The sequence below is a fragment of the Mycobacterium sp. NPDC051804 genome (assembly GCF_044452905.1).
Lineage (GTDB): Bacteria > Actinomycetota > Actinomycetes > Mycobacteriales > Mycobacteriaceae > Mycobacterium.
On record NZ_JBITCD010000002.1, the window covers coordinates 216,547 to 237,905 of the forward strand.

The 21,359-nt window shown below is 66.3% G+C and carries 20 protein-coding genes; 7 read left to right on the top strand and 13 right to left on the bottom strand.

Annotated features, from left to right (window positions below; translation table 11 throughout):
• The first annotated feature begins 136 nt into the window (after positions 1-136).
• The 3 genes from ACIA48_RS06730 (at position 137) to ngg (ending at position 5,344) form a co-directional block, all read left to right on the top strand.
• Positions 137-1,705, top strand: coding sequence for an amino acid permease (locus ACIA48_RS06730; protein ID WP_396728963.1), 1,569 nt, complete (start codon positions 137-139; stop codon positions 1,703-1,705).
• A gap of 73 nt (positions 1,706-1,778) precedes the next feature.
• Positions 1,779-3,581 (top strand): N-acetylglutaminylglutamine amidotransferase, encoded by a 1,803-nt coding sequence (locus ACIA48_RS06735; protein WP_396730659.1) that lies wholly within the window; start codon positions 1,779-1,781, stop codon positions 3,579-3,581.
• Positions 3,578-5,344 carry an N-acetylglutaminylglutamine synthetase gene (gene ngg / locus ACIA48_RS06740; RefSeq protein WP_396728965.1) on the top strand — a complete coding sequence of 589 codons (1,767 nt, stop codon included), beginning with the start codon at positions 3,578-3,580 and terminating at the stop codon, positions 5,342-5,344. The genes ACIA48_RS06735 and ngg overlap by 4 nt, the downstream gene beginning before the upstream one ends.
• A 2-nt stretch (positions 5,345-5,346) precedes the next feature.
• Here ngg and ACIA48_RS06745 read toward each other — a convergent pair whose 3' ends face one another.
• From ACIA48_RS06745 to map, 4 genes are all read right to left on the bottom strand, one after another.
• Positions 5,347-5,910, bottom strand: coding sequence for an alpha/beta fold hydrolase (locus ACIA48_RS06745; RefSeq protein WP_396728968.1), 564 nt, complete (start codon positions 5,908-5,910; stop codon positions 5,347-5,349).
• 62 nt (positions 5,911-5,972) lie between these two features.
• Positions 5,973-6,635, bottom strand: coding sequence for a hypothetical protein (locus ACIA48_RS06750; RefSeq protein ID WP_396728970.1), 663 nt, complete (start codon positions 6,633-6,635; stop codon positions 5,973-5,975).
• On the bottom strand, positions 6,632-8,125 hold the full coding sequence (locus tag ACIA48_RS06755; protein ID WP_396728972.1) for a cobyric acid synthase: 1,494 nt from the start codon (positions 8,123-8,125) through the stop codon (positions 6,632-6,634). The genes ACIA48_RS06750 and ACIA48_RS06755 overlap by 4 nt, the downstream gene beginning before the upstream one ends.
• Positions 8,122-8,979: a type I methionyl aminopeptidase gene (gene map / locus ACIA48_RS06760; protein WP_396728974.1), complete on the bottom strand. Its 858-nt coding sequence runs from the start codon at positions 8,977-8,979 to the stop codon at positions 8,122-8,124. Before map ends, ACIA48_RS06755 begins: the two co-directional genes overlap by 4 nt.
• 41 nt (positions 8,980-9,020) lie before the next feature.
• Here map and ACIA48_RS06765 point away from each other — a divergent pair, with 41 nt between their 5' ends.
• On the top strand, positions 9,021-9,467 hold the full coding sequence (locus ACIA48_RS06765) for a nuclear transport factor 2 family protein (RefSeq protein WP_396728976.1): 447 nt from the start codon (positions 9,021-9,023) through the stop codon (positions 9,465-9,467).
• Here ACIA48_RS06765 and ACIA48_RS06770 read toward each other — a convergent pair.
• Positions 9,464-10,294 carry a maleylpyruvate isomerase N-terminal domain-containing protein gene (locus ACIA48_RS06770; RefSeq protein WP_396728978.1) on the bottom strand — a complete coding sequence of 277 codons (831 nt, stop codon included), beginning with the start codon at positions 10,292-10,294 and terminating at the stop codon, positions 9,464-9,466. The genes ACIA48_RS06765 and ACIA48_RS06770 overlap by 4 nt on opposite strands.
• 17 nt (positions 10,295-10,311) lie before the next feature.
• Positions 10,312-10,914: a TetR family transcriptional regulator gene (locus tag ACIA48_RS06775; protein WP_396728980.1), complete on the bottom strand. Its 603-nt coding sequence runs from the start codon at positions 10,912-10,914 to the stop codon at positions 10,312-10,314.
• A 19-nt stretch (positions 10,915-10,933) separates the two neighbouring features.
• Between ACIA48_RS06775 and ACIA48_RS06780 the strand changes: the two genes are divergently transcribed.
• Together ACIA48_RS06780 and ACIA48_RS06785 are read left to right on the top strand one after the other, a co-directional pair.
• Complete coding sequence (locus tag ACIA48_RS06780; RefSeq protein ID WP_396728982.1) at positions 10,934-12,028, top strand: DUF1214 domain-containing protein; 1,095 nt, start codon at positions 10,934-10,936, stop codon at positions 12,026-12,028.
• A gap of 47 nt (positions 12,029-12,075) precedes the next feature.
• Positions 12,076-13,197 carry a sulfotransferase gene (locus ACIA48_RS06785; protein WP_396730661.1) on the top strand — a complete coding sequence of 374 codons (1,122 nt, stop codon included), beginning with the start codon at positions 12,076-12,078 and terminating at the stop codon, positions 13,195-13,197.
• On the opposite strand, the gene ACIA48_RS06790 is transcribed toward ACIA48_RS06785, so the two are convergent.
• The gene (locus tag ACIA48_RS06790; RefSeq protein ID WP_396728985.1) at positions 13,190-13,768 is read right to left on the bottom strand and encodes a DUF1707 domain-containing protein; all 579 of its coding nucleotides are present in this window, start codon (positions 13,766-13,768) and stop codon (positions 13,190-13,192) included. The two genes, ACIA48_RS06785 and ACIA48_RS06790, sit on opposite strands and share 8 nt — an antisense overlap.
• Positions 13,769-13,846: 78 nt before the next feature.
• On the opposite strand from ACIA48_RS06790, the gene ACIA48_RS06795 reads away from it, so the two are divergent.
• Positions 13,847-14,095, top strand: a complete 249-nt coding sequence (locus tag ACIA48_RS06795) for a hypothetical protein (RefSeq protein WP_396728986.1) — start codon at positions 13,847-13,849, stop codon at positions 14,093-14,095.
• 3 nt (positions 14,096-14,098) lie between these two features.
• On the opposite strand, the gene ACIA48_RS06800 is transcribed toward ACIA48_RS06795, so the two are convergent.
• From ACIA48_RS06800 to dxr, 6 genes are all read right to left on the bottom strand, one after another.
• Entirely contained in the window at positions 14,099-15,907 is a 1,809-nt protein-coding gene (locus ACIA48_RS06800; protein ID WP_396728988.1) for a penicillin-binding transpeptidase domain-containing protein, read from the bottom strand.
• A gap of 113 nt (positions 15,908-16,020) precedes the next feature.
• Positions 16,021-16,680 (bottom strand): GNAT family N-acetyltransferase, encoded by a 660-nt coding sequence (locus ACIA48_RS06805; RefSeq protein WP_396728990.1) that lies wholly within the window; start codon positions 16,678-16,680, stop codon positions 16,021-16,023.
• A gap of 26 nt (positions 16,681-16,706) precedes the next feature.
• On the bottom strand, positions 16,707-17,561 hold the full coding sequence (locus ACIA48_RS06810) for a GNAT family N-acetyltransferase (RefSeq protein WP_396728992.1): 855 nt from the start codon (positions 17,559-17,561) through the stop codon (positions 16,707-16,709).
• 87 nt (positions 17,562-17,648) lie between these two features.
• The gene (ispG, locus tag ACIA48_RS06815) at positions 17,649-18,812 is read right to left on the bottom strand and encodes a flavodoxin-dependent (E)-4-hydroxy-3-methylbut-2-enyl-diphosphate synthase (RefSeq protein WP_396728993.1); all 1,164 of its coding nucleotides are present in this window, start codon (positions 18,810-18,812) and stop codon (positions 17,649-17,651) included.
• Between the two features lie 7 nt (positions 18,813-18,819).
• Positions 18,820-20,034, bottom strand: coding sequence for a M50 family metallopeptidase (locus ACIA48_RS06820; RefSeq protein ID WP_396728996.1), 1,215 nt, complete (start codon positions 20,032-20,034; stop codon positions 18,820-18,822).
• The gene (dxr, locus tag ACIA48_RS06825) at positions 20,031-21,203 is read right to left on the bottom strand and encodes a 1-deoxy-D-xylulose-5-phosphate reductoisomerase (RefSeq protein WP_396728999.1); all 1,173 of its coding nucleotides are present in this window, start codon (positions 21,201-21,203) and stop codon (positions 20,031-20,033) included. The genes ACIA48_RS06820 and dxr overlap by 4 nt, the downstream gene beginning before the upstream one ends.
• Positions 21,204-21,359: the final 156 nt, after the last annotated feature.

Here is a 21,359-nt window from a genome sequence, read left to right on the forward strand (position 1 = left end):
TGGAGTTTGCTCGGCGGGGCCTTCTCGGGAATTCCTTTACAGAAATGTCATTCCAAAGGTAGGACAGCCGACCAATGGCACTCTATTGTCCCTACTCAGTGAGCGCGAGTCCCGCCGCCGCAAAAGGAGAACCGCCGTGCCAGAAGGTCACGAACACCTCGACGACGACGAAAAGCATCTAGCCAGCCTCGGCTACACACAGGAGCTGAACCGCACCTGGTCGGGCTTCAGCAATTTCGCGATCTCGTTCTCGATCATCTCGATCCTGGCGGGCTGCTTCACCTCGTTCGGGCTCGGCTGGAACAACGGCGGACCGGCGGCGATCGCGTGGGGCTGGCCACTGGTGTCGGTGTTCATCCTGATCATCGGCCTCTGTATGTCCGAGTTGGTGTCTGCGTTCCCCACATCCGGCGGAATCTATTGGTGGGCAGCCAGACTCGGCGGCCCCAAGGCCGGCTTCTACACCGGCTGGCTGAACCTGATCGGCCTCGTCGCGATCCTCGCCTCGGTGTCCTACGGGTGTGCGACCTTCCTCGACCTCACCCTCGGCACCTTCAGTGAGGGCTGGCTCGCCGGCTACAGCCTCACCAGGACATTCCTCTTGTTCGTGGTGATCCTTGCGGTCTCGGCGCTCATCAACATCTTCTCGTCACACCTGCTCGCGGTGATCAACAACATCTCAGTGTGGTGGCACGTAGCGGGCGCGGTAGCGGTGATCGCGATCCTGTGGCTGATTCCGGAGCAGCATGCGAGCTTCAGCGACGTGTTCGCGCAGACCATCAACAACAGCGGCATGTTCGGCGGCGAGAAGGGCTGGGGCTTCCTGCTGTTCGTGCTGCCGATCGCAGCGATCCTGACCCAGTACACGATCACCGGGTACGACGCCTCGGCGCACCTGTCCGAAGAGACCAAGAGTGCGGCCGACGGCGCCGCGAAGGGCATTTGGCGGTCCATCTTCTATTCGGCCATCGGCGGCTGGATCCTGCTGCTGACGTTCCTGTTCGCTGTCCAGGACGCGGACGCCGTGTCCGCGGGTGGCGGCGCGGTCGTCGGCATCTTCAACCAGGCGATGGACTCCAAGTGGGTGGCCATCGTGCTGCTGATCTCGACTGCGGGACAGTTCTTCTGCACCACCGCCTGCCAGACCAGCGCGTCGCGCATGCTTTTCGCGTTCAGCCGCGACCGCGCTGTCCCCGGGCACCAGTTGTGGGCGAAGGTCAACTCGAGCCGGGTCCCGGCCAACGGAGTGATCATCACGGCGGTATTCGCGGCCCTCATCACGCTGCCCGCGCTCGTCGAGGTCGACATCAACGGCGCACCGGTGCCAATCGCGTTCTTCGCGGTGGTGTCCATCGGCGTCGTCGGCCTGTACCTCTGCTTCGCGGTGCCGATCTACTACCGCTGGAAGATGGGCGACGACTTCCAGGTGGGCCGCTGGAACCTGCGCGGCCACCACAAATGGATGGCGCCGGTCGCGATCATCGAAATCATCATCACCTCGGCGATCGCGATGTTCCCGACCTCGTCCGGCGGGGTCTTCTGGGGCGACACGTTCGAGTGGAAATACGTCAACTACACGCCGATTTTGGTCGGCAGCGTGCTGATTCTGTTGTGGATCTACTGGCACGCGTCGGTGAAGAAGTGGTTCACCGGGCCTGTGCGTCAGATCGATGAGACCGGCGAGCAGTTGGAGGGCGTCTCCTAGCTCCGCAGAACATGTCGAGCGTCACACCTGAAAGAGGGTTTTCCCAGGCGTCAGGGTGGGTACTGGCAATGCCGTGTGTGGTGCCACCGGTGAAGTGCGACTCGATGGCCTAACTCCGGATGTCAGTGCCGTCGCGGCCATGGCCGAGGCGATGACACCGCGGGGTCCGGATGCGGCAGGTGTGTGGTCTCAGGGCAGGGTGGCGTTGGGCCACCGACGCCTGAAGATCATTGATCTGTCCGAAGCAGGCGCGCAGCCGATGGTCGACTCCGACCTCGGGCTGTCGATCGCGTGGAACGGCTGCATCTACAACTACAAGCAGCTGCGCCGCGAGCTGAGCGAACAACACGGGTACCGGTTCTTCTCGCACAGCGACACCGAAGTGCTGATCAAGGCTTATCACCACTGGGGTGACCGCTTCGTCGACCGCCTCTACGGCATGTTCGCGTTCGCGATCGTCGAACGCGACAGCGGGCGGGTGCTGCTCGGGCGCGATCGGCTGGGCATCAAACCGCTGTACCTCACCGAGGACGCGTCGCGTATCCGGTTCGCGTCGTCACTGCCCGCACTGCTCGCCGGCGGCGGCGTCGACACCCGCATCGATCCGTTCGCGCTGCATCACTATCTGTCGTTCCACTCCGTCGTCCCGCCGCCGCGCACGATCCTGCGCGGCGTGAGCAAGGTGCCGCCGGCGACGCTGGTCGCGATCGAGCCCGACGGCACCCGCAAGGACACGACGTACTGGGAGCCCGACTTCACCCCGAACGCCGGTCGCGCCGACTGGTCCGAACGTGACTGGGAGGACGCGGTTCTGGAGTCACTGCGCGTCGCGGTCGACCGTCGACTGGTCGCCGATGTGCCCGTCGGTTGTCTGCTGTCTGGTGGGGTCGACTCGAGCCTGATCGTCGGACTGCTCGCGGAAGCCGGTCAGCATGGGCTGGCTACCTTCTCCATCGGTTTCGAGTCGGTGGGCGGCGTCAAGGGCGACGAGTTCAAGTACTCCGACATCATCGCCAAACACTTTGGCACCGGCCACCATCAGATCCGCATCGGCACCGACCGGATGCTGCCCGCACTCGACGGCGCGATCGGCGCCATGAGCGAACCGATGGTCAGCCACGACTGCGTCGCGTTCTATCTGCTCAGCCAGGAAGTCGCCAAGCACGTCAAGGTGGTGCAGTCCGGCCAGGGCGCCGACGAGGTGTTCGCGGGTTACCACTGGTACCCGCCGATGGCCGAAGCGACATCGCTGGACAGCGCCGTCGCGAGCTACCGCGGAGCATTCTTCGACCGCGACACCGACGGCGTCGCCGCGCTCGTCAACCCGGACTACCTCGTCGAGAGCGACCCGAGCGGGCAATTCGTCACCGACCACTTCGCGAACCGTGGCGCCGAAAGCGGAATCGACCGCGCGCTGCGGCTCGACACCACGGTGATGCTGGTCGACGATCCGGTGAAGCGTGTCGACAACATGACGATGGCCTGGGGTCTGGAGGGCAGGGTGCCGTTCCTGGACCACGAACTCGTCGAGCTGGCCGCGACCTGCCCCCCTGCCCTGAAGATCGCGCATGAAGGCAAGGGCGTGCTCAAACAGGCCGCCCGGCGCGTAATCCCCGCCGACGTCATCGACCGACCCAAGGGGTACTTCCCGGTGCCGGCGCTCACCCATCTGGAGGGGCCGTACCTGGATCTGGTGCGCGACGCGCTCTACGCGCCCGTCGCCAAGGAGCGCGGATTGTTCCGGCCCGACGCGGTCGACCGGCTGCTCGCCGATCCGAATGGTCGGCTGACACCGCTGCGCGGCAACGAACTCTGGCAACTCGCACTGCTCGAGCTGTGGTTACAGCGGCACGGAATCAACGGGATGGCGGCGTGACCACCTTGAACACCGACCACACCGAGGCGATCACACTCGGCCTGCACGATGCATCGCCGCAGCATCTGGTGGATGCGATGGCTGACGATGTCGCGATCGAAATGGGTTGGGGCCGGCTGATATTCGGGCAGACCTTCGCCGATCCGGCGAAGCTCGCCGAAGTACTTCGGCACGAGGGCCACGGGCGTCGCGATATCTGCATGTACGCCCGTGAACCGCACGTCCTCGTCGCGTTGTCACCCGCCGAGCTGTTCATCGATCCCAGTCACACATATCGGCTGAGGTTCTCCGATGACAGCGCGTCGCCGGCGGCTCCCACCGGGTTCACCGTCCGCACCTTGGCGCGACGCGAGGAAGCCGAGGAGATCAACCGCGTCTACATGCGTTGCGGGATGGTGCCCGCACCCGTTGAGGTGTTGTGGGACAACAGCGAAGACCGCGAAGCGCTCGATTATCTCGTGGCGATCCGCGACGATGACGGATCGCTGGTGGGCACGGTGACGGGCGTCGACCACAAGCGGTTGTTCGACGATCCGGAGAACGGTTCCAGCCTGTGGACGCTGGCCGTCGATCCGACCACCAGCCTGCCCGGCGTCGGAGCCGCACTCACCCGCGCACTGGCCGCGCTGTACCGCGAGCGCGGTCGGGCCTACATGGATCTGTCGGTGGCCCACGACAACGAAGCCGCTATCGGACTGTACGAGAAGCTGGGCTTCGAACGCGTTCCGGTCATGGCCGTCAAACGCAAGAACGCGATCAACGAACCACTGTTCACCCACCCCCCCGAGACGGTCGACGATCTGAACCCGTATGCGCGGATCATCGCCGACGAGGCGATGCGCCGTGGCATCTGGGTCGAGATTCTCGACGCGGGCGCCGGCGAGATGCGGCTGTCGCACGGCGGCCGTAGCGTCATAACCCGGGAGTCGTTGTCGGAGTACACCTCCGCGGTCGCGATGGCGCGCTGCGACGACAAGCGGCTGACCCGCCGCCTGGTGTCCGAAGCCGGCATCAAAGTTCCCAAAGGCCGGCTGGCCACGTTCGACGAACACGACCACGCGTTCCTGGAGGAAGTCGGCGACGTCGTCGTCAAACCCACCCGCGGTGAACAGGGCAAGGGCATCACCGTCGGGGTCAACAGCCCCGAAGAGTTGGACGCGGCGCTGGCGCGGGCGCGGGAAGAGCACCCCAACGTGCTGATCGAGCAGCGCGCACCCGGCGACGATCTACGCCTGGTCGTGATCGACGGCAAAGTCGTCGCCGCCGCGCTGCGCAAGCCCGCCGAAATCATCGGCACCGGCCACCACAAGATTCTTGAACTCATCGAGGCCCAGAGCCGTCGTCGCGCGGCCGCCACCGGCGGCGAATCACGAATCCCCATCGACGACGTCACCGAGGCGACGGTTGCCGAGGCCGGCTTCTCGTTCGACGACATCCTGCCCGAGGGGCGAACCCTGCGCGTCCGCCGAACGGCCAACCTCCACCAGGGCGGCACGATTCACGATGTGACGTCAAAGGTGAACCCACACCTGAGCGAGGTCGGCGTGAAAGCGGCCGACGCGATCGGTATCCCCGTGACCGGCATCGACCTATTGGTTCCCGACGTCACCGCGCCGGATTACGTATTCATCGAAGCCAACGAGCGTCCCGGGCTGGCCAACCACGAGCCCCAGCCCACCGCAAAGGCTTTCGTCGACTTCCTCTTCCCCGGCAGTCCAGCGTTGCCGCAGGCCTGGACGCCCGACGAGGTGCCAGTCAGCTAGACCTACCAGGTGCTGGTGCGCATCACGATCTCGGCGGCGAGCTGCGCCGTGGACTCCTGGGCGTTACGCCTGCCCAGTAGGTCGACCATCCGGTACTCGCCGTACACGTAGCGCTGGCTGGCTTTGGCAACAGCGCGCGCCGCGGACGTGCTGACCAGCGCAGTGGTGTTCATCTCGACGGGCGGGCAATGGTCGTCGCGGACTACGCCGGTGGGGTCGGCGACGCGCGGGTGACCGCGGTCGATCACGACCAGCCCGATGAATCGGTCCAGCCGCGTCGCGGCAAGCTCCCACGCCAGTTCGCCGCCGATGCGGTCGCCGACCAACAATGCCCACTTCACGTCGAGCGCATCGAGGATGCCGATCACCGACTTGGCGGTCAGCCGTGGGTCCGGTGCGATGACGACGGTCCGCAGGGATGCAGTGTGCAACCGTTGGCATACCGGTTCATACGCGGCGGGTGCATGGTGCGCGGCGCCGAGGACCACGACGACGGACCCTTTGTCGGGGCCGGCCACGTCGACGGACACGCCGAACCCGTCGACGGTGACTGTGGTGGACGGCATTTGGCCACGCTACAGGCGGTCACCTGAGCGCGGGTCGTTTTCGCCTTGAGCTAACAGAGTCTTCATGCAGTTTGCGCGCGCTCAGCCTGCTTTGCGGTGATTTCCAGAAACGTTTGCGGCAGCGAACCTTTGACGGGGATCGACGGATTGGGCGTAGGGAAAGCGATTCCGTACACCGCGGTGTTTCCGATGTTCTCGAACGAGAAGTAAACGCTGTCGCGTTCCCCGCTCAAATGCAAGGTTTGCTCGTACACAAGCGCGTCGGTGCGCGGCGTGTGTAGTCGCGTGGTGGTCATCGGAATGCCGGGTGCCGACCGATCGAAGAACGTCTCGTACTTCGCACACCGATCTGCGACCGCCGCCAACTTCTCTAGGTCCAGGCGCCACGTCAACACCGTCATGACTATCCGTGCGCCGTCGTAGGCAACGATGTACTCCGCTGCGCTGCCCGGCCCGCGCTCAGCCGAGTCGGAGATCGCCCGGGTGAGCCCCTCCGAACAGCCTTCGGGACGCGAGAGCATTGCGGGCGGCGCGCCCGCGCCATCCGCCCGGCCGGGTTCGCGTGTGATGCGTTCGTATGGCACACCCTTGGGAAAGTCCGCGGGGGTGAGCAGTACATGCTCTAGCCGGGCGCCGGGCCAGGTTGCCGTGCCCGCGATCGGTTGGGCGCAGCCCCCCACCAACAGCGCCGCGACGACAAGGACCAGCACATTGCGGCAGGTCATGGTGTCAGCCTAGTGACGATCGTCGGCAGCCTCGGTGCGCCGTGCTCCAGCAGGGCGAACACGGCGTCGACGTCAACGTGGCTGGTGACGAGGTCGGCCATCACGTCGAGTTGGGCGTCACGGCGCGCGCGGACGTCGACGTCGTCGGCCACCACGAATCCGCTTCGGCCAGCGGCGGCCGCCGCCGCGGTGAGCCACTCCCGGCGCACGGTGTCATTGTCTAGCAGGCCGTGCCAATGCGTGCCGTAGACGGCGCCGTGGCGAATCCCCACGCCCAGCCAATCGTCTTCGGCGCAGCGGCTGACGAGACCGTGGTGAATTTCGTAGCCGTGCAGAGGCGCTTCGTGGTGGCGCAGCGTCTTCTCGGGCGCGAATTCGATGTCGGCGTCGAGCAGCGCGAGCCCGTCGACCTGTCCGGCACCCGATTCGACCGCGTCGTCGATGCGCCGGCAGAGCATCTGGAATCCCCCGCACACACCGAGTACGGGCTTTCCGAGTCGGACGTGCGCGACGATGGCGTCGGCCAGGCCGCGCTCCCGCAACCAGGCCAGGTCGGCGACGGTGGCTTTGCTGCCCGGGATGACGATGACGTCGGCGTCGGCCACGTCGGCGGGATCACCGGCCCAGCGCACCAGCACACCGGGCTCGCAGGCCAGAGCCTCGACATCGGTCGAGTTGGAGATGCGTGGCAGCCGGACGGCGGCGATGCGCAGCCACTCCTGTCCGCGGGGGCTCTGCGGATCGCCGACCACGCGATGGCTGAGTACGGAGACAGAATCCTCGGCGTCGAGCCATAACCCGTCGCTGTACGGGATCACGCCATACGTCGGTCGCCCGGTCAGGTTCTGCAGCTGTGTCAGGCCCGGCGCAAGCAACGCGGGGTCGCCGCGGAATTTGTTGACGAGAAAACCGCAGATGAGTCGCTGATCGTCGGGTTCGAGCACCGCGACCGTGCCGTACAGGTGGGCCAGCAGGCCGCCGCGGTCGATGTCGCCGACAATGACGACGGGCAGCTCCGCGGCACGCGCCAGCCCCATGTTGGCGATGTCGGTTGCGCGCAGATTGATCTCAGCGGGTGAACCGGCGCCCTCAACGATGACGGCGTCGAATTCTTTTCTCAGGGAATGCAATTCGCCGGCCACGACTGTGGCTAACTGCTCACGGTGGGTGAAGTAGTCCCTGGCGCCGACGGTGTCCACCACTTGGCCGCGGACCACCAGTTGCGAGGTGCGGTCGCTGCCCGGTTTGAGCAGGACAGGGTTGAAGCGCACGCTCGGCGCCAAACCCGCGGCGCGGGCCTGCATCGCCTGGGCCCGGCCGATCTCTCCGCCCTCGACCGTGACCGCGGAGTTGTTCGACATGTTCTGCGCCTTGAACGGCGCGACGCGAATCCCCTTGCGGGCCAACAGTCGGCACAGCCCCGCAACGACCATGGACTTGCCGGCATCGGAGGTGGTGCCGGCGACGAGCAGCGCCCCTGCGGTGGTCACACCTGCGTCAGGATTTCGGCGCCGTCGTCGGTGACCACCAGCGTGTGCTCGAACTGCGCGGTCCACTTCTTGTCCCGGGTGGCGACGGTCCAGTCGTCGTCCCAGATCTCGTAGTCCAGCGCACCGAGGTTGATCATCGGCTCGATCGTGAACGTCATGCCCGGTTCCAGCACCGTCTGCACCGCGGGCTGGTCGTAGTGCAGCACCACCAGCCCGTTGTGGAAAGTGGTGCCGATGCCGTGACCGGTGAAGTCGCGAACCACGTTGTAGCCGAACCGGTTTGCGTACGCCTCGATGACGCGGCCGACGACCGACAGGGCACGGCCGGGCTTGACTGCCTTGATCGCGCGCATGGTGGCCTCGTGGGTGCGCTCGACGAGCAGCCGGTGCTCCTCGGACACGTCGCCGGCCAGGAAGGTGGCGTTGGTGTCGCCGTGCACACCGTCGATGTAGGCGGTGACGTCGATGTTGACGATGTCGCCGTCCTCGATCACGGTCGAGTCGGGGATGCCGTGGCAGATGATCTCGTTCAGCGAGGTGCAGCAGGACTTCGGGTAGCCCTTGTATCCCAGGGTCGACGGGTAGGCCCCGTGGTCGATCATGTACTCGTGCGCGATGCGGTCGAGCTCGTCGGTCGTGACGCCCGGTGCGACGGCCTTACCCGCTTCGGCCAGCGCCGCCGCGGCGATGCGTCCAGCGACGCGCATCTTCGCGATCACCTCGGGCGTCTGAACCCACGGCTCGCTGCCCTCCTGCGCGGTCGCCTTGCCGACGTATTCGGGGCGCACGATCGAGCGGGGCACCGGCAGCGTCGGTGACACCACGCCGGGACGAAGGGCAGTACGAACAGGCATGACGCCAGAATAGTCGGCCCCGGCCATTAGATTCGAGCGTCATGACCGTCGATGACGTAGACGCGCAGTTCGCCACGCGGTTCGCCGAGCAGTTCGCGGACACGTGGCGCACCCCCGATCTCGCCAAGCACGAGGCGCTGTGGAGCGACGACATCGTGCTGACTCAGCCGATGATGGGCACCCTGCGCGGTAAGCAGGCCTGCCGCGAGTCGTTTCAGCGGCTGTTCGCGTTGATCCCCGACCTGCACGCCGACGTGCATCGTGTCGCCCACAGCAGCCGCGAGGTGTTCATCGAATTCACGCTCAGCGGTACATACGGCGGCAAGCCCATCGCCTGGGATGCCGTCGACCGCTTCACGTTCATCAACGGCCTTATCGCCGAACGGGTTTCGTACTTCGACTCGGCTCCGCTGATGGTCAAGCTCGTCGGTCGCCCTGGCGGCTGGGAACGGTTGATCCGCACCGGTTCACAGCTGTTCAAGCGCTAGAGGCTCTGTAGCGGCAACCTGGCAGCCAGCCATGGCCGGCGACCCCACGCCATCAACTTCCCACGCAAAACAGCACCAATCTGGCTGCGCCGTCCGGTCGAGACCAGCAGGAACGTCACCGGGTCCGCCCAGACATGGCAATCGACGGGGTCGACGGGGTGTGGGACGACCTCGAGGCGGCCATCGTGCACCCAGAGCGCGAAAGCCGGACCGCCGCGTAGCCGCAAGAAGACGGTGGCACGCATATCTCCCGCAGCGTCGGCGTCGAATTGGCCGGGCATCAGCGAGCTGATGCCCGAAAGCACCAGACGGGCTTCCTCGGCCGCAATGACCCATCGTTTCCCGAGACCGCGGGCCAGATCGTCGCCGTGGATGAGCAGTTCGAACATGACGACGCACGTGGCCGTCGGCAACGCGATGTCACCTTCGATGCCGCGGAACAGCCGATCCGATGGCCAGTCGCGGGTGGTGGCCAGGAAATCGCCGACCGCCTCTTCGATGAGTTCGCCCGCCCTGCTCAGCTGGCTGCGGTCGAATGCCGCAATCTCGTTGCGGTTGAGGGTCGACATGCGCGCACCTGACGCCATGCCCTCCGTGCCAGGTGCGTACTTCTCCCACATGCTCTCTGGTGTGAGGTCGCCACTCGCCAACCGGGCGAATGATCTGGATTCGGCGGCGACGTGCGCGGCCGTGTCGCCGAGAGTCCAGTCCAGGCCGGGCACCGAGCGCGACCCGTCGAATTCGTCGGCAAGCAGATCAGCGACACGGTGCGCAACCGCCGCCAGCCTCCGGCGTGCTTCGGCTAGGTCGACGCGAAGGTCCCCCATAGTCCTTCGGATCGTACTTATTCGATATGCAGTGACGACAGCGCTTTGCGAACTCTTGATGGCAGCGACCCGCCGTGCAGCAGCCAGTCGTCCAGTGCGATCCGCACCGACGCCATGGCCATCGCGCCGACGAGCCGCGGTCGCGGGTCGTCGGCGGTCAGATCGCCGATGCGCGGAGCTACCAGGTCCGCGATGACGGCCTCGTAGCGCAGATAGATCTGCAGCGTCCATGCGCTCAGCGCGGGCGAGGACCGGGTCAACATGGCCAGGTCGCGTACCTGTCCGCTGACCGCCTCGAAACCGTCGCCCAGATCACCGAACCCGGCGATCACCGCATCGACCGCCGACAATTGGGCCGGCTGTTTGGCGATGACTTCGGTGATCGCATCCAGCCAGCGCGATGTGATCCCTTCGGCAACCGCGTCCTCTTTCGAGCTGAAGTACCTGAAGAACGTGGCGCGCCCGACCTCCGCGGCCGCCGCGATCTGCTCGACCGTCACCCCGGCCAGGCCATTTTCGGCGACACGCTCCGCCGCCGCCGTCGCGATGCGGGCCCGGGTGGCCCGCTGTCTGCGGGCCGTCAGGCTTTCCCGAGATTTCTCTGGTGAGACGGCGTCCATAATGAGACTATGTCTCACTATGGACATCGATGGCAACAAAGCCGCGCCGAAAACCCTGGAATCCTGGCGGTTGGTCCAGCAGATGCTGGCCGACCTCACCAAGTCGGTGACCGAGGACGCGATCGACGAGCGAGAGCTCATCGAGGGCCTTCAGGTCGTCGCGAAGATCGTCGGACTGTGTTCGGAGCTGTCCGTTCAGGCCGATCCCGAACGCCCGGCGTTCTTCGACATGTGTTCCGACACCCGGATGATCGGCGGCCCGAACCCCGACGGCCGCTACCTGTTGACGATGATCCGCGGTGATCGCGCCTACCGCGTCACCGGCACGCGCGGCACCTCCGCCTACCTCGGCTACCAGGTGCTCGCCGGGACCGGTCTGACGCCGCGCCGTATGTCGGGATACGTCAGCGACACCGACCTCGTTCTCGACGGCGGCACGTTCGAGTTGCTGTTCTCCCCTACCGAGCCGCCGGCCGACGTGCTCGGATCGGCGCAGTGGGTGCCGATCCCGGACGACGCCTCGTCGATCGTCGTGCGCGAGTACGTCGGCGACTTCGCGACCGAGGAACCGGCCACCATGCGGATCGAGCCCATCGCGCCCGATCCACTGCAGCCGGTCACCGATGAGGTTGCCGCAGAACAGTTCACGGCGATGGCGTGGACCATCGTCAAGCTGGCGACCATGCACCGCACGATCAAACCCGAGTTGCTCGACCAGCCCAACGAGTTGCTCACCGCCGAGGCCGCCGAACTAGGCGGCGCGGACACCACACCGGACAACCTCTACATGATCGGCACATTCGGACTCGAGCCCGACGAGTCGCTCGTGCTCGAAATCCAGCCCCCCGATACCCGCTACTGGAATGTGACGCTGGAGAGCATCTGGCACGAGTGCCTGGAGCCCAGGCATCGCCACAGCTCGGTCACCAACAAGGGTGTCGAGCCGGACGACGACGGCATCGTTCGAATCACGATCGGCGCCAGGGACTCCGGGCATGGCCATTGGCTGGACACGGGCGGCCGGCGCCGCGGCTTCATGGTGCTCCGGTGGCTCGACAACCCCGCCCCACCCGACGTGCGGACCAGTGTCCGGCGCGGCGGTGCCGCGTCGTGAGCGCCGAGCGTTTTCAGGCCGACCTGCTGGTGGAGCAGGCGTGCGAGATGGCAGGCAGCGACGACTTCGGCGGCGACGACAGCTGGCGCGAAGGCCTGAACCTGCTGTGCGACGGGCTGGTCACCGAGGCGCGCCTGAACGATATCGGCGTCGAGATCGCGGTGCTCGACCTGATCCGTCCCATGGTCAGCAGGTTGCAGATCACCAAGTGGCGCAAGGAGAATCCCGCTGTTGCCACGCAGCCGGTCAGCAGGCCCATCTTCATCGTCGGGCAACCGCGCACCGGTACGACCATCCTGTTCGACCTCCTCGCTCAGGATCCGGAGCTTCGGCCGCCGCTGACCTGGGAGGTGGACAACCCGTATCCGCTGCCCAGCCCCGAGACCTACGACAGCGACCCGCGCATCGCCGAAGCCCAGGCGAGCATCGAGATGTCCGAGCAGATCGTGCCCGGACTGCTCGCCTTCCATCCGATGGGCGCGCTGCACGGCCAGGAGTGTGTGCGGATCACCGCGGGGCAGTTCTGCAGCATGATTTTCTCGGTGCAGTACCGGCTGCCGACCTATTACCGTTGGCTGCTGTACGACGCCGACTACCGTCCGGCGTACTCCTATCACCGAACGTTCTTGCAGCACTTGCAGTCCGGGGTGCCCGGGCAGTGGCTGTTGAAGTCACCGGCGCATCTGTGGCAGCTCGACGCGCTGGCCGCCGAATATCCCGATGCGCTGATCGTGCAAAACCACCGCGACCCGCTCAACGTGATCTCGTCGATAGCCGCCTTGACCCACCATCTGCGCCGCCTGGCATCCGACGAGAGTTCGATCACCGAATGCGCGGGCCAATCGTGCGAGGAAATCGTCGTGGGACTCGAACGCGGGATGACGCTGCGTGATTCAGAGGCGCTGGCCGGCCACCAGATCGTCGACGTGCAGTTCGCCGACTTCATCCGCGATCCGTTCGCCACGATCCGCGCGCTGTATGCCGAACTCGGACGCGAACTTTCGCCCGTCGCCGAGGAGAGGATGCGTGCGTTCCTGGCGGCTCATCCCGGCGACGGCGGCGGTAGCCGCTATACGTGGGACGACACCGGGTTGGACGCCGGTGCAGTGCGTGAACAGGTGCGCGAATACCAGCAGCGGTTCGGGGTGCCCGACGAACCGCTCAAATGATGCGCCCGAAGCGCAAACCCTTGCGCGGTCCGCGAATATCCACCGAACCGCACACGACCTTGCCGGTCAGGATGACGTGGGGGTTGCCTTCGGCGGGCGCGTCCTTGCGGTGATCGTGGGCGCTGCCGACGAGCACCTCGACGTCGTCGATCGAGGCGCTGGCGCCGTCTGGCAGCCGGAGGTCGAGCCCGCCGAACTTGAGGTCGAGTTCGACGACGACGATGGAGCCCGCGAAGCGCGCCTTGGTGAGGTCCAGGTCGACCGAGCCCATCCGCCGGTGCAGCGCCAGCCGTGTCGGCACGGTCCACTCCCCCTGGCGCTTGAGCGAGCCGAGCACGCCGCGCAATTCCACCCGGTCGGTGGCCGTCGTGACGATCGCTCCCGGGCCGGGCAGATCGCCGACGAGGGCGTCCAGGTCGGTGTGCAATCGCGCACTCGACACCAACGCCGAGCGCTCCTCGAATTCGCCGATGTCGATCAGCCCAAGGGCGACAGCGTTGTGCAGCCGCCGCAGCGTCCCGTTGCGGTCCGCATCGGAGACACGCATCGCGTCGTGGTTGATCTCGGTCATAACGGTTCAACGGTACCGCCGCGGCACCGAACTGTTCGAATCGTCCCTGACGACGTCGAATGGGTCCAATATGGCCACGTGACCATGCTCGACGACGCCATCGCAGAGGAGTTGGCCAACGGCGGCCGACTGGGGTACCGCGATAGTGCTCACGCGGTCGTGCTTTACGGCGCGGGAAACGTCCTGCTCCATCTCACTTTCGCTGCGCTCACACTCGCCGTGTCGGGACTTTTCGTCTTCCCGTGGATCGTCTGGGCCAACACAATCCGCCAGCACCGCGTGTCCCTGGGCGTCGGCCCCGACGGCGAAATCGTCCGCAGTCGCTGAACCTCAGGCGAGGTAGCCCGTTGGCAGCGAGTCGAACATGCCCTTGAGCATCCGCACCGCGTACTCGGAGGATCCGCCGCCAACGATCAGGGCCGCGAACGCCATATCGCCGCGGTAACCGGCGAACCACGAATGCGATCCGCCCGCGAATTCCGCCTCCCCGGTCTTGCCGCGCACATCGCCCGCGCCCTGTAGATCCTTGGCCGTGCCGTTGGTGACAACCAACCGCATCATCGGCCGCAGGCCGTCGAGAATCTTCGGACTGATCGGCGTCTGGTCGCCGGCGACTTGGGTCTGGCGGCCCTCGATCAGTTGCGGCACAGGCGTTTTCCCGGCGGCGACCGTCGCCGCAGCCAGCGCCATGCCGAACGGGCTGACGACGACCTTGCCCTGTCCGAAGCCATCCTCGGTGCGTTCGGCCAGGTCCACCGTCGGCGGCACCGAACCGGTCACCGTGGTGAGACCCTCGATCGCGTAGTCCGTGCCAATGCCGTATTTCGCGGCCGCCTGCGTCAACCCGCGCGGCGGCATCCGGCTGGCCAGTTCGGCGAAGGTGGTGTTGCAGGAACTGGCGAACGCGCGCGACATGGGCACGGTGCCGAGGTCGAAGCCGCCGTAGTTGGGCACGGTGCGATGGCCGATATCCATGGTGCCGGGGCAGGGCAGCAGAGTGTTGGGGGTGGCCATGTCGCGTTCCATTGCCGCCCCCGCAGTGACCATCTTGAACGTCGAGCCAGGCGGGTAGAGACCGGTGGTGGCCAGCGGTCCCTGCGCGTTGGCCGAGGAGTTCTGCGCGACGGCAAGGATCTCGCCAGTGGACGGTTTGATCGCCACGATCATCGCGGGCTTGCCGGTGAAGTTCACGGCATTCTGGGCGGCGTTCTGCACGGCCCGGTCGAGGCTGATCGTCACCGACGGCGCAGGCTCGCCCGCCACCTCGTTGAGTACGTCGACGTCGACGTTGTTCTGGTTGACGCTGACGACGCGCCATCCGGCCTGGCCGTCGAGTTCGTCGACGACCGCCTTCTTGACCTCGTTGATGATGGCGGGCGCGAAAGTTTCGTCGGTGGGGAGCAATTCGGGCGTCGGCGTGATCACTACCCCGGGCAGCTTTCCGATCGCGCCTGCCACCCGGTCGTGGTCGGACTGCCGAAGCGTGATCAGGTACATCGGCTCCTTCGCCGAACTGGCCTGCTCGGCGAGACGCTGCGGATCCAGGGTGTTGTCGAACGGCCGCAGCGCGTCGACGACGGCGCGCGAGGTCGTCATCAGCGAGCCCGCCGCAGCCTGGGCGTCCAGCGAGAAGTTGTAGTGGTACCCGGGCACCAGAACGTCGGTGCCGCCGCGTTCGTTCACCGAGGCTCGCCGGGGCTGGTCCCCGCGCAACGCCAGCGTTTGGTTCTCACCGAGCTTGGGGTGCACTCCGGTAGCGCTCCAGCGCACTTCCCAGCGGCCCTCGTTGCGGATCATGTTCAGCTGCCCGTCGTAGGTCCAGGTGCGGTCCTTGGGCAGGTGCCAGGTGTAGCGGTAGGTGACGCTGCCGGTGTCCTCGGCGTACTTCGAGCTGAGGACCTGTGCGTCGAGGTGGGTGGCCTGCAGACCCGCCCAGGCATTGTTGAGCGCTTGGCGCGCGTCTGCGGGCCGGTCGCTCAGCTCAGCCGCGGCGCCGGTATCGCCCGCGACCAACGCGGCGAAGAACTGCTCCGCCGTCGGCTCGGGGCCGTTGGGTTTGGGTGTACAGGCGGGGCCGAAGGTGAGGACCACCGCCGCCGCCATCAACAGGGCCGTCACGCGTGATGCTGAAGTTGCCATTGAGACAGATGTTACGAATCCGAGACCTCAAGATCGCGGAGGCGCGCAACGAAATCAACGAAATGCAGACAAAGTTCGAGAGCGGGCCTGCAAAACGTTGAAAGCGATGCGCGTCAAGACCCCGCGGCCGGGGCGCGCACCACCAACGGGACGGCCGGGAAATAGGCGGCCATCTCCGAGCGCGACTTACGAAGCACCGCAGTGCCGTAGCCCTGCTTGCGATAGTCGGGGTGGATCCAGATCCGGACGTTGACCTCCCCCGAGACCAAGTCGCCGAAGATCATGCCGATCTTCTGCGGACCGTGGATCGCGACCAGCCACGCCGCCTCTTCGGCGTGGACGCGCTGCAGTCCGGCCCGGATCTCGTCCTCGAGGTCCCCCGCGGGCGCACGCGAACCGTCGCCGGCCTCACGCACGTCGGCCGTGCGCGCGGCGAAGATATCGCGGTCAGTGTCGGCGGCGAACGGCCGAAGGACCATGGCGTCCACCGGGCTCGACGGCTCACCCCTGGTGAAACTCAGCTGATTGTTCAAGTCCTCGAGTTCGGCGGCGATCCTGCGTCGCGAGACTTTGGTGAGCCGATCGAACGACAACCGCAACACGGCCTCGGCAGCGGTGGTCGAAGTACCGAGATGGTTTGCGATAGACCCGATCGCGGCGTCGTAGTCCTCGGCTTTCACGAGGACATCGAGGAGCTCATGGCGCCGCTCGAGGGCACGCACCAGCGCATCGGCGATCTCGCGGCGCTCAACTCTGGGATCGACGTCGGTCATTCCCAGAGCGTAAAGGCACGCCGGGATCAGTCGAGCAGAACGGTCGCGAACGTGCCGATTTGGGTGAAGCCGATGCGGTCATAGGTCGCGCGGGCGACGGTGTTGAAGCTGTTGACGTACAGGCTCGCGGTGCGCCCGCCGCGGACCACCGCCGCCGCGAGCGTCGCCGTGCCCGCGGTGCCGATTCCGTGGCCACGCCGATCGGGATGCACCCACACGCCCTGGATCTGGCCGACGGACGGCGACTGCGATCCCACCTCGGCCTTGAACACCACCTGGCCGCGTTCGAAACGGGCCCACGCGCGGCCGGCCGCGATCAACCCAGCCACCCGGCGGCGGTAGCCGCGCCCGCCATCACCGATCCGCGGGTCGATGCCGACCTCGCCGATGAACATGTCGATGGCCGCGACCAGGTATGCGTCGAGTTCGTCGGCGCGCACCTGACGGACAGCCGGGTCGATCGCACAAACGGGCGGTGTGCTCAGCGCCATCAACGGCTGATGCTCGCGCACGTCGCGCGCCGCACCCCAGGCGCCCTCGAGCCGCTGCCACATCGGAAGCACCATCTCGGCGCGGCCGACCAGCGACGAACAACGCCGCGCCGTACTCATCGCCTTATCGGCGAAGGCATACATGTCGTCGATGCCGCCGCGCAGCGGAATCAGATTCGCGCCTGCGTAACAAAGGGATTCGGTCGGTCGCCGACGGGTCCAGAGCTCGCCGCCGATCGCGCCGGGCTCGATACCGTGCTCGACCACCCGCGACGCGACCATGCAGCTGCCGACGGGATCTTCGTCAAGAACGCGGTACACCTCGCCCGCTTCGCGTACCAGAGAGACCCGTCGTTCATCGACGCGGCGAAACAGCGGAGGAGCCGACATTCAGACTCTTTCTAACCCGATCCCGACGGTGCGGTGACCCCGATTCCATGTCGCCGCCGGAGCGGCTCCGTGCTCACAGGGTCATGCTCAGCTTACGGTCACAACCGGCGAACCGCTTGCGTCTGATCCGGACGCCGGGCCCATTTCTTCGGCGATCCGCATCGCCTCTTCGATCAGCGTCTCCACGATCTGGTGTTCGGGCACGGTCTTGATGACCTCGCCCTTGACGAAGATCTGCCCCTTGCCGTTTCCGGACGCCACGCCGAGGTCAGCCTCGCGGGCTTCACCAGGGCCATTGACGACGCAGCCCATGACCGCGACTCGCAGCGGCACCTCCATACCTTCCAAGCCGGCTGTCACCTCGTTGGCCAGGGTGTAGACGTCGACCTGCGCGCGACCACACGACGGGCACGACACGATCTCCAGGCCACGCGGGCGCAGATTCAGCGATTCGAGGATCTGGTTGCCGACCTTGACCTCTTCGGCGGGCGGCGCGGACAGCGAGACGCGGATGGTGTCGCCAATGCCCTTGGACAGCAGCGCACCGAACGCGACCGCGGATTTGATGGTGCCCTGGAAGGCGGGCCCGGCCTCGGTCACGCCGAGGTGCAACGGGTAGTCACTCTTGGACGCCAGCAGCTCATAGGCGGCGACCATGACGACGGGATCGTTGTGCTTGACGCTGATCTTGATGTCACCGAAGCCGTGGTCCTCGAACAGCGAAGCCTCCCACAGCGCGGACTCGACCAGCGCCTCCGGCGTGGCCTTGCCGTACTTCTCCATGAAGCGCTTGTCCAGAGAGCCGGCGTTGACACCGATGCGGATCGGGATGCCCGCTGCCCCAGCGGCTTTCGCGACTTCCTTGACCCGGCCGTCGAATTCCTTGATGTTGCCGGGGTTCACACGCACGGCCGCACAGCCGGCGTCGATCGCGGCGAAGATGTACTTGGGCTGAAAGTGGATGTCGGCGATGACGGGAATCTTCGACTTCGTCGCGATCGCGGGCAGCGCATCGGCGTCTTCCTGACGTGGGCACGCGACGCGCACGATGTCGCAGCCCGACGCGGTCAATTCCGCGATCTGCTGCAACGTCGCGTTGATGTCATGCGTCTTCGTGGTGCACATCGACTGCACCGCGATCGGATGGTCGCTACCCACACCGACGTCGCGCACCATCAGTTGGCGCGTCTTGCGGCGTGGGGCCAGGACCGGCGCGGGCGGCGCCGGAATTCCCAGACCAATCGAGGTCATGCTTCTCCTACTGGAACAACCTGATCGGGTTGACCAGGTCAGCGGTGACGGTCAGCAGCATGTACCCGGCCACCACGAACAGGATGACGTAGGTGGCAGGCATCAGCTTGAGGTAGTTGACGGGCGCCGCGGCCACCTTGCCGCGCGCCGAACGGATCATATTGCGGATCTTCTCGTACCACGCAACCGCGATGTGGCCACCGTCGAACGGCAGCAGCGGAACCAGGTTGATCGCGCCGAGCACGAAGTTGAGCTGGGCCAGGAAGAACCAGAACGCTACCCACAGCCCAGCGTCCACGGTGTCGCCGCCGATGATGCTGGCGCCGACGACGCTGATCGGCGTCTCGGGATCGCGCTCGCCTCCGCCGATGGAGTGCACCAATGCGCCGATCTTGGTCGGGATCTTCGCCAGCGACTTGCCGAGCTCGACCGCCAAATCCCCGGTGAACGCGACGGTGGCCGGCACCGCCGACAGCGGGTTGTACTGCGTCGGCCCGAAGTGCGCGGCCGCGATACCGATGGCGCCGACGGTCGTCGGCTGGTCGCCCTCGCCGGTGAACCGCTGCGTGCGGGTGACGTCGACGACCGTGCTCGTGGGCTGGCCGTCCCGCTCATAGACGACGGTGGTGGGGCCGGAGGCGCCCTGCAGCGCGGTCCTGGCCTCGTCGAATGTGGCGACGGAAGTATCGCCGACCTTGACGATCACATCGCCGGCGCGGATACCGGCCTCGGCTGCCGGACCAAGACCGGTGCAGTCGGCCACCTGATCCTTGCTGATCTGTGCTGCGACACAACCGGTTTCACCGACGATCGCCTGGGTCGGCGGATGCAGGTTCGGCAGCCCCCAGATCACCGCGATGGCGTAGATGAGGACAAGGCCGACGACGAAGTTCATCGCGGGGCCGGCGGCCAGCACGGCCGTGCGCTTCCATGTCTTCTGTTTGTACATCGCGTATTGGCGGTCTTCGGGTGCGATTTCGTCGATCGAGGTCATGCCTGCGATGTCGCAGAAGCCGCCCAGCGGGACGGCCTTGACGCCGTACTCGGTCTCGCCCAGCTTGTTGGGCCGACGAGTCGACCACAGCGTCGGGCCAAAGCCGACGAAGTAGCGACGCACCTTCATCCCGGTGGCGCGCGCCACCCACATGTGGCCGCATTCGTGCAGTGCAACCGACACGAGAATGCACAGCGCGAACGCGATGATGCCAAGCACGAACATCATTTGGTGAGCAGTCCTTTTCTTGAGATCTCTCGCTCGACTTCGCGCTTTGCCCGGTCACGGGCCCAGCGCTGAGCATCGAGTACCTCATCCACGGTAGCGGGTTCGGCGGCCCACTGGTCAGCAGCGCGCAGGACCTCGGCGATTGTTCCCACAATGGCCGGAAATCGGATACTCCCGTCAAGGAACGCGGCCGCGGCCTCCTCGTTCGCTGCGTTGTAGACCGCGGTGAGGCAGCCACCGCCCTCGCCGGCCTGCCTGGCCAGGTCGACTGCCGGGAACACTTCGTTGTCCAGGGGCATGAACTCCCAGGTCGAGGCGGTTCCGAAGTCGCAGGCCAACGCCGCAGCGGGCACCCGGGCCGGCCAGCCCAATGCCAGCGCGATCGGCAGTTTCATATCGGGCGGACTGGCCTGGGCCAGCGTCGAACCGTCCGTGAAGGTGACCATCGAGTGAACGATCGACTGCGGATGCACGACCACCTCGATGCGGGCGTAGTCGATGCCGAACAGCAGGTGCGTCTCGATGAGTTCGAGGCCCTTGTTGACCAAGGTGGCGGAGTTGAGCGTGTTCATGGGGCCCATCGACCAGGTGGGATGCTTTCCCGCCTGTTCGGGGGTGACGGAGTCGAGATCAGCCGCCGACCAGCCCAGAAATGGGCCGCCCGATGCGGTGAGCACGATCTGCGCCACTTCGTCGGGGGTGCCGCCCCGCAGGCACTGGGCCATCGCGGAATGTTCGGAGTCCACGGGGACGATCTGACCGGGCTTGGCGGCCTTCAGCACCAGCGGCCCGCCGGCCACCAGCGATTCCTTGTTCGCGAGCGCGAGCCTGGCCCCGCTGTTCAGCGCCGCCAGCGTGGGTTTGAGGCCGAGGGCGCCGACGAGCGCGTTGAGCACGACGTCCGCTTCGGTGTTCTCGACGAGCTGCGTGGCGGCGTCGGGCCCCGCATAGGTGACGTCGCCGACCTGCGCGGCCGACGCCTCGTCGGCGATGGCGACGTTCGTCACGCCCGTCTCGGCCAGCTGCTGCGCAAGCATGCGGGGATTGCCGCCACGCGCCGCCAGGCCGACGACCTCGAAGCGGTCCGGATTGGCCCCGATGACCTCTAGTGCCTGGGTGCCGATCGACCCGGTGCTACCGAGGATCAACACGCGCTGTCTGTTGGTCACCGCACCATTGTGACTCTCACAGCGCCGGACGACCTCATCTGCTGGGACCACTTCTCATCGGGCAGCAGCAAATGTGACGCAAATGTGACCGCGCGGGCCAACGTCCATCCGTGCGTCGCGTCACATCGAATCCCCTTCGTCAACCGCAGGAGAGCG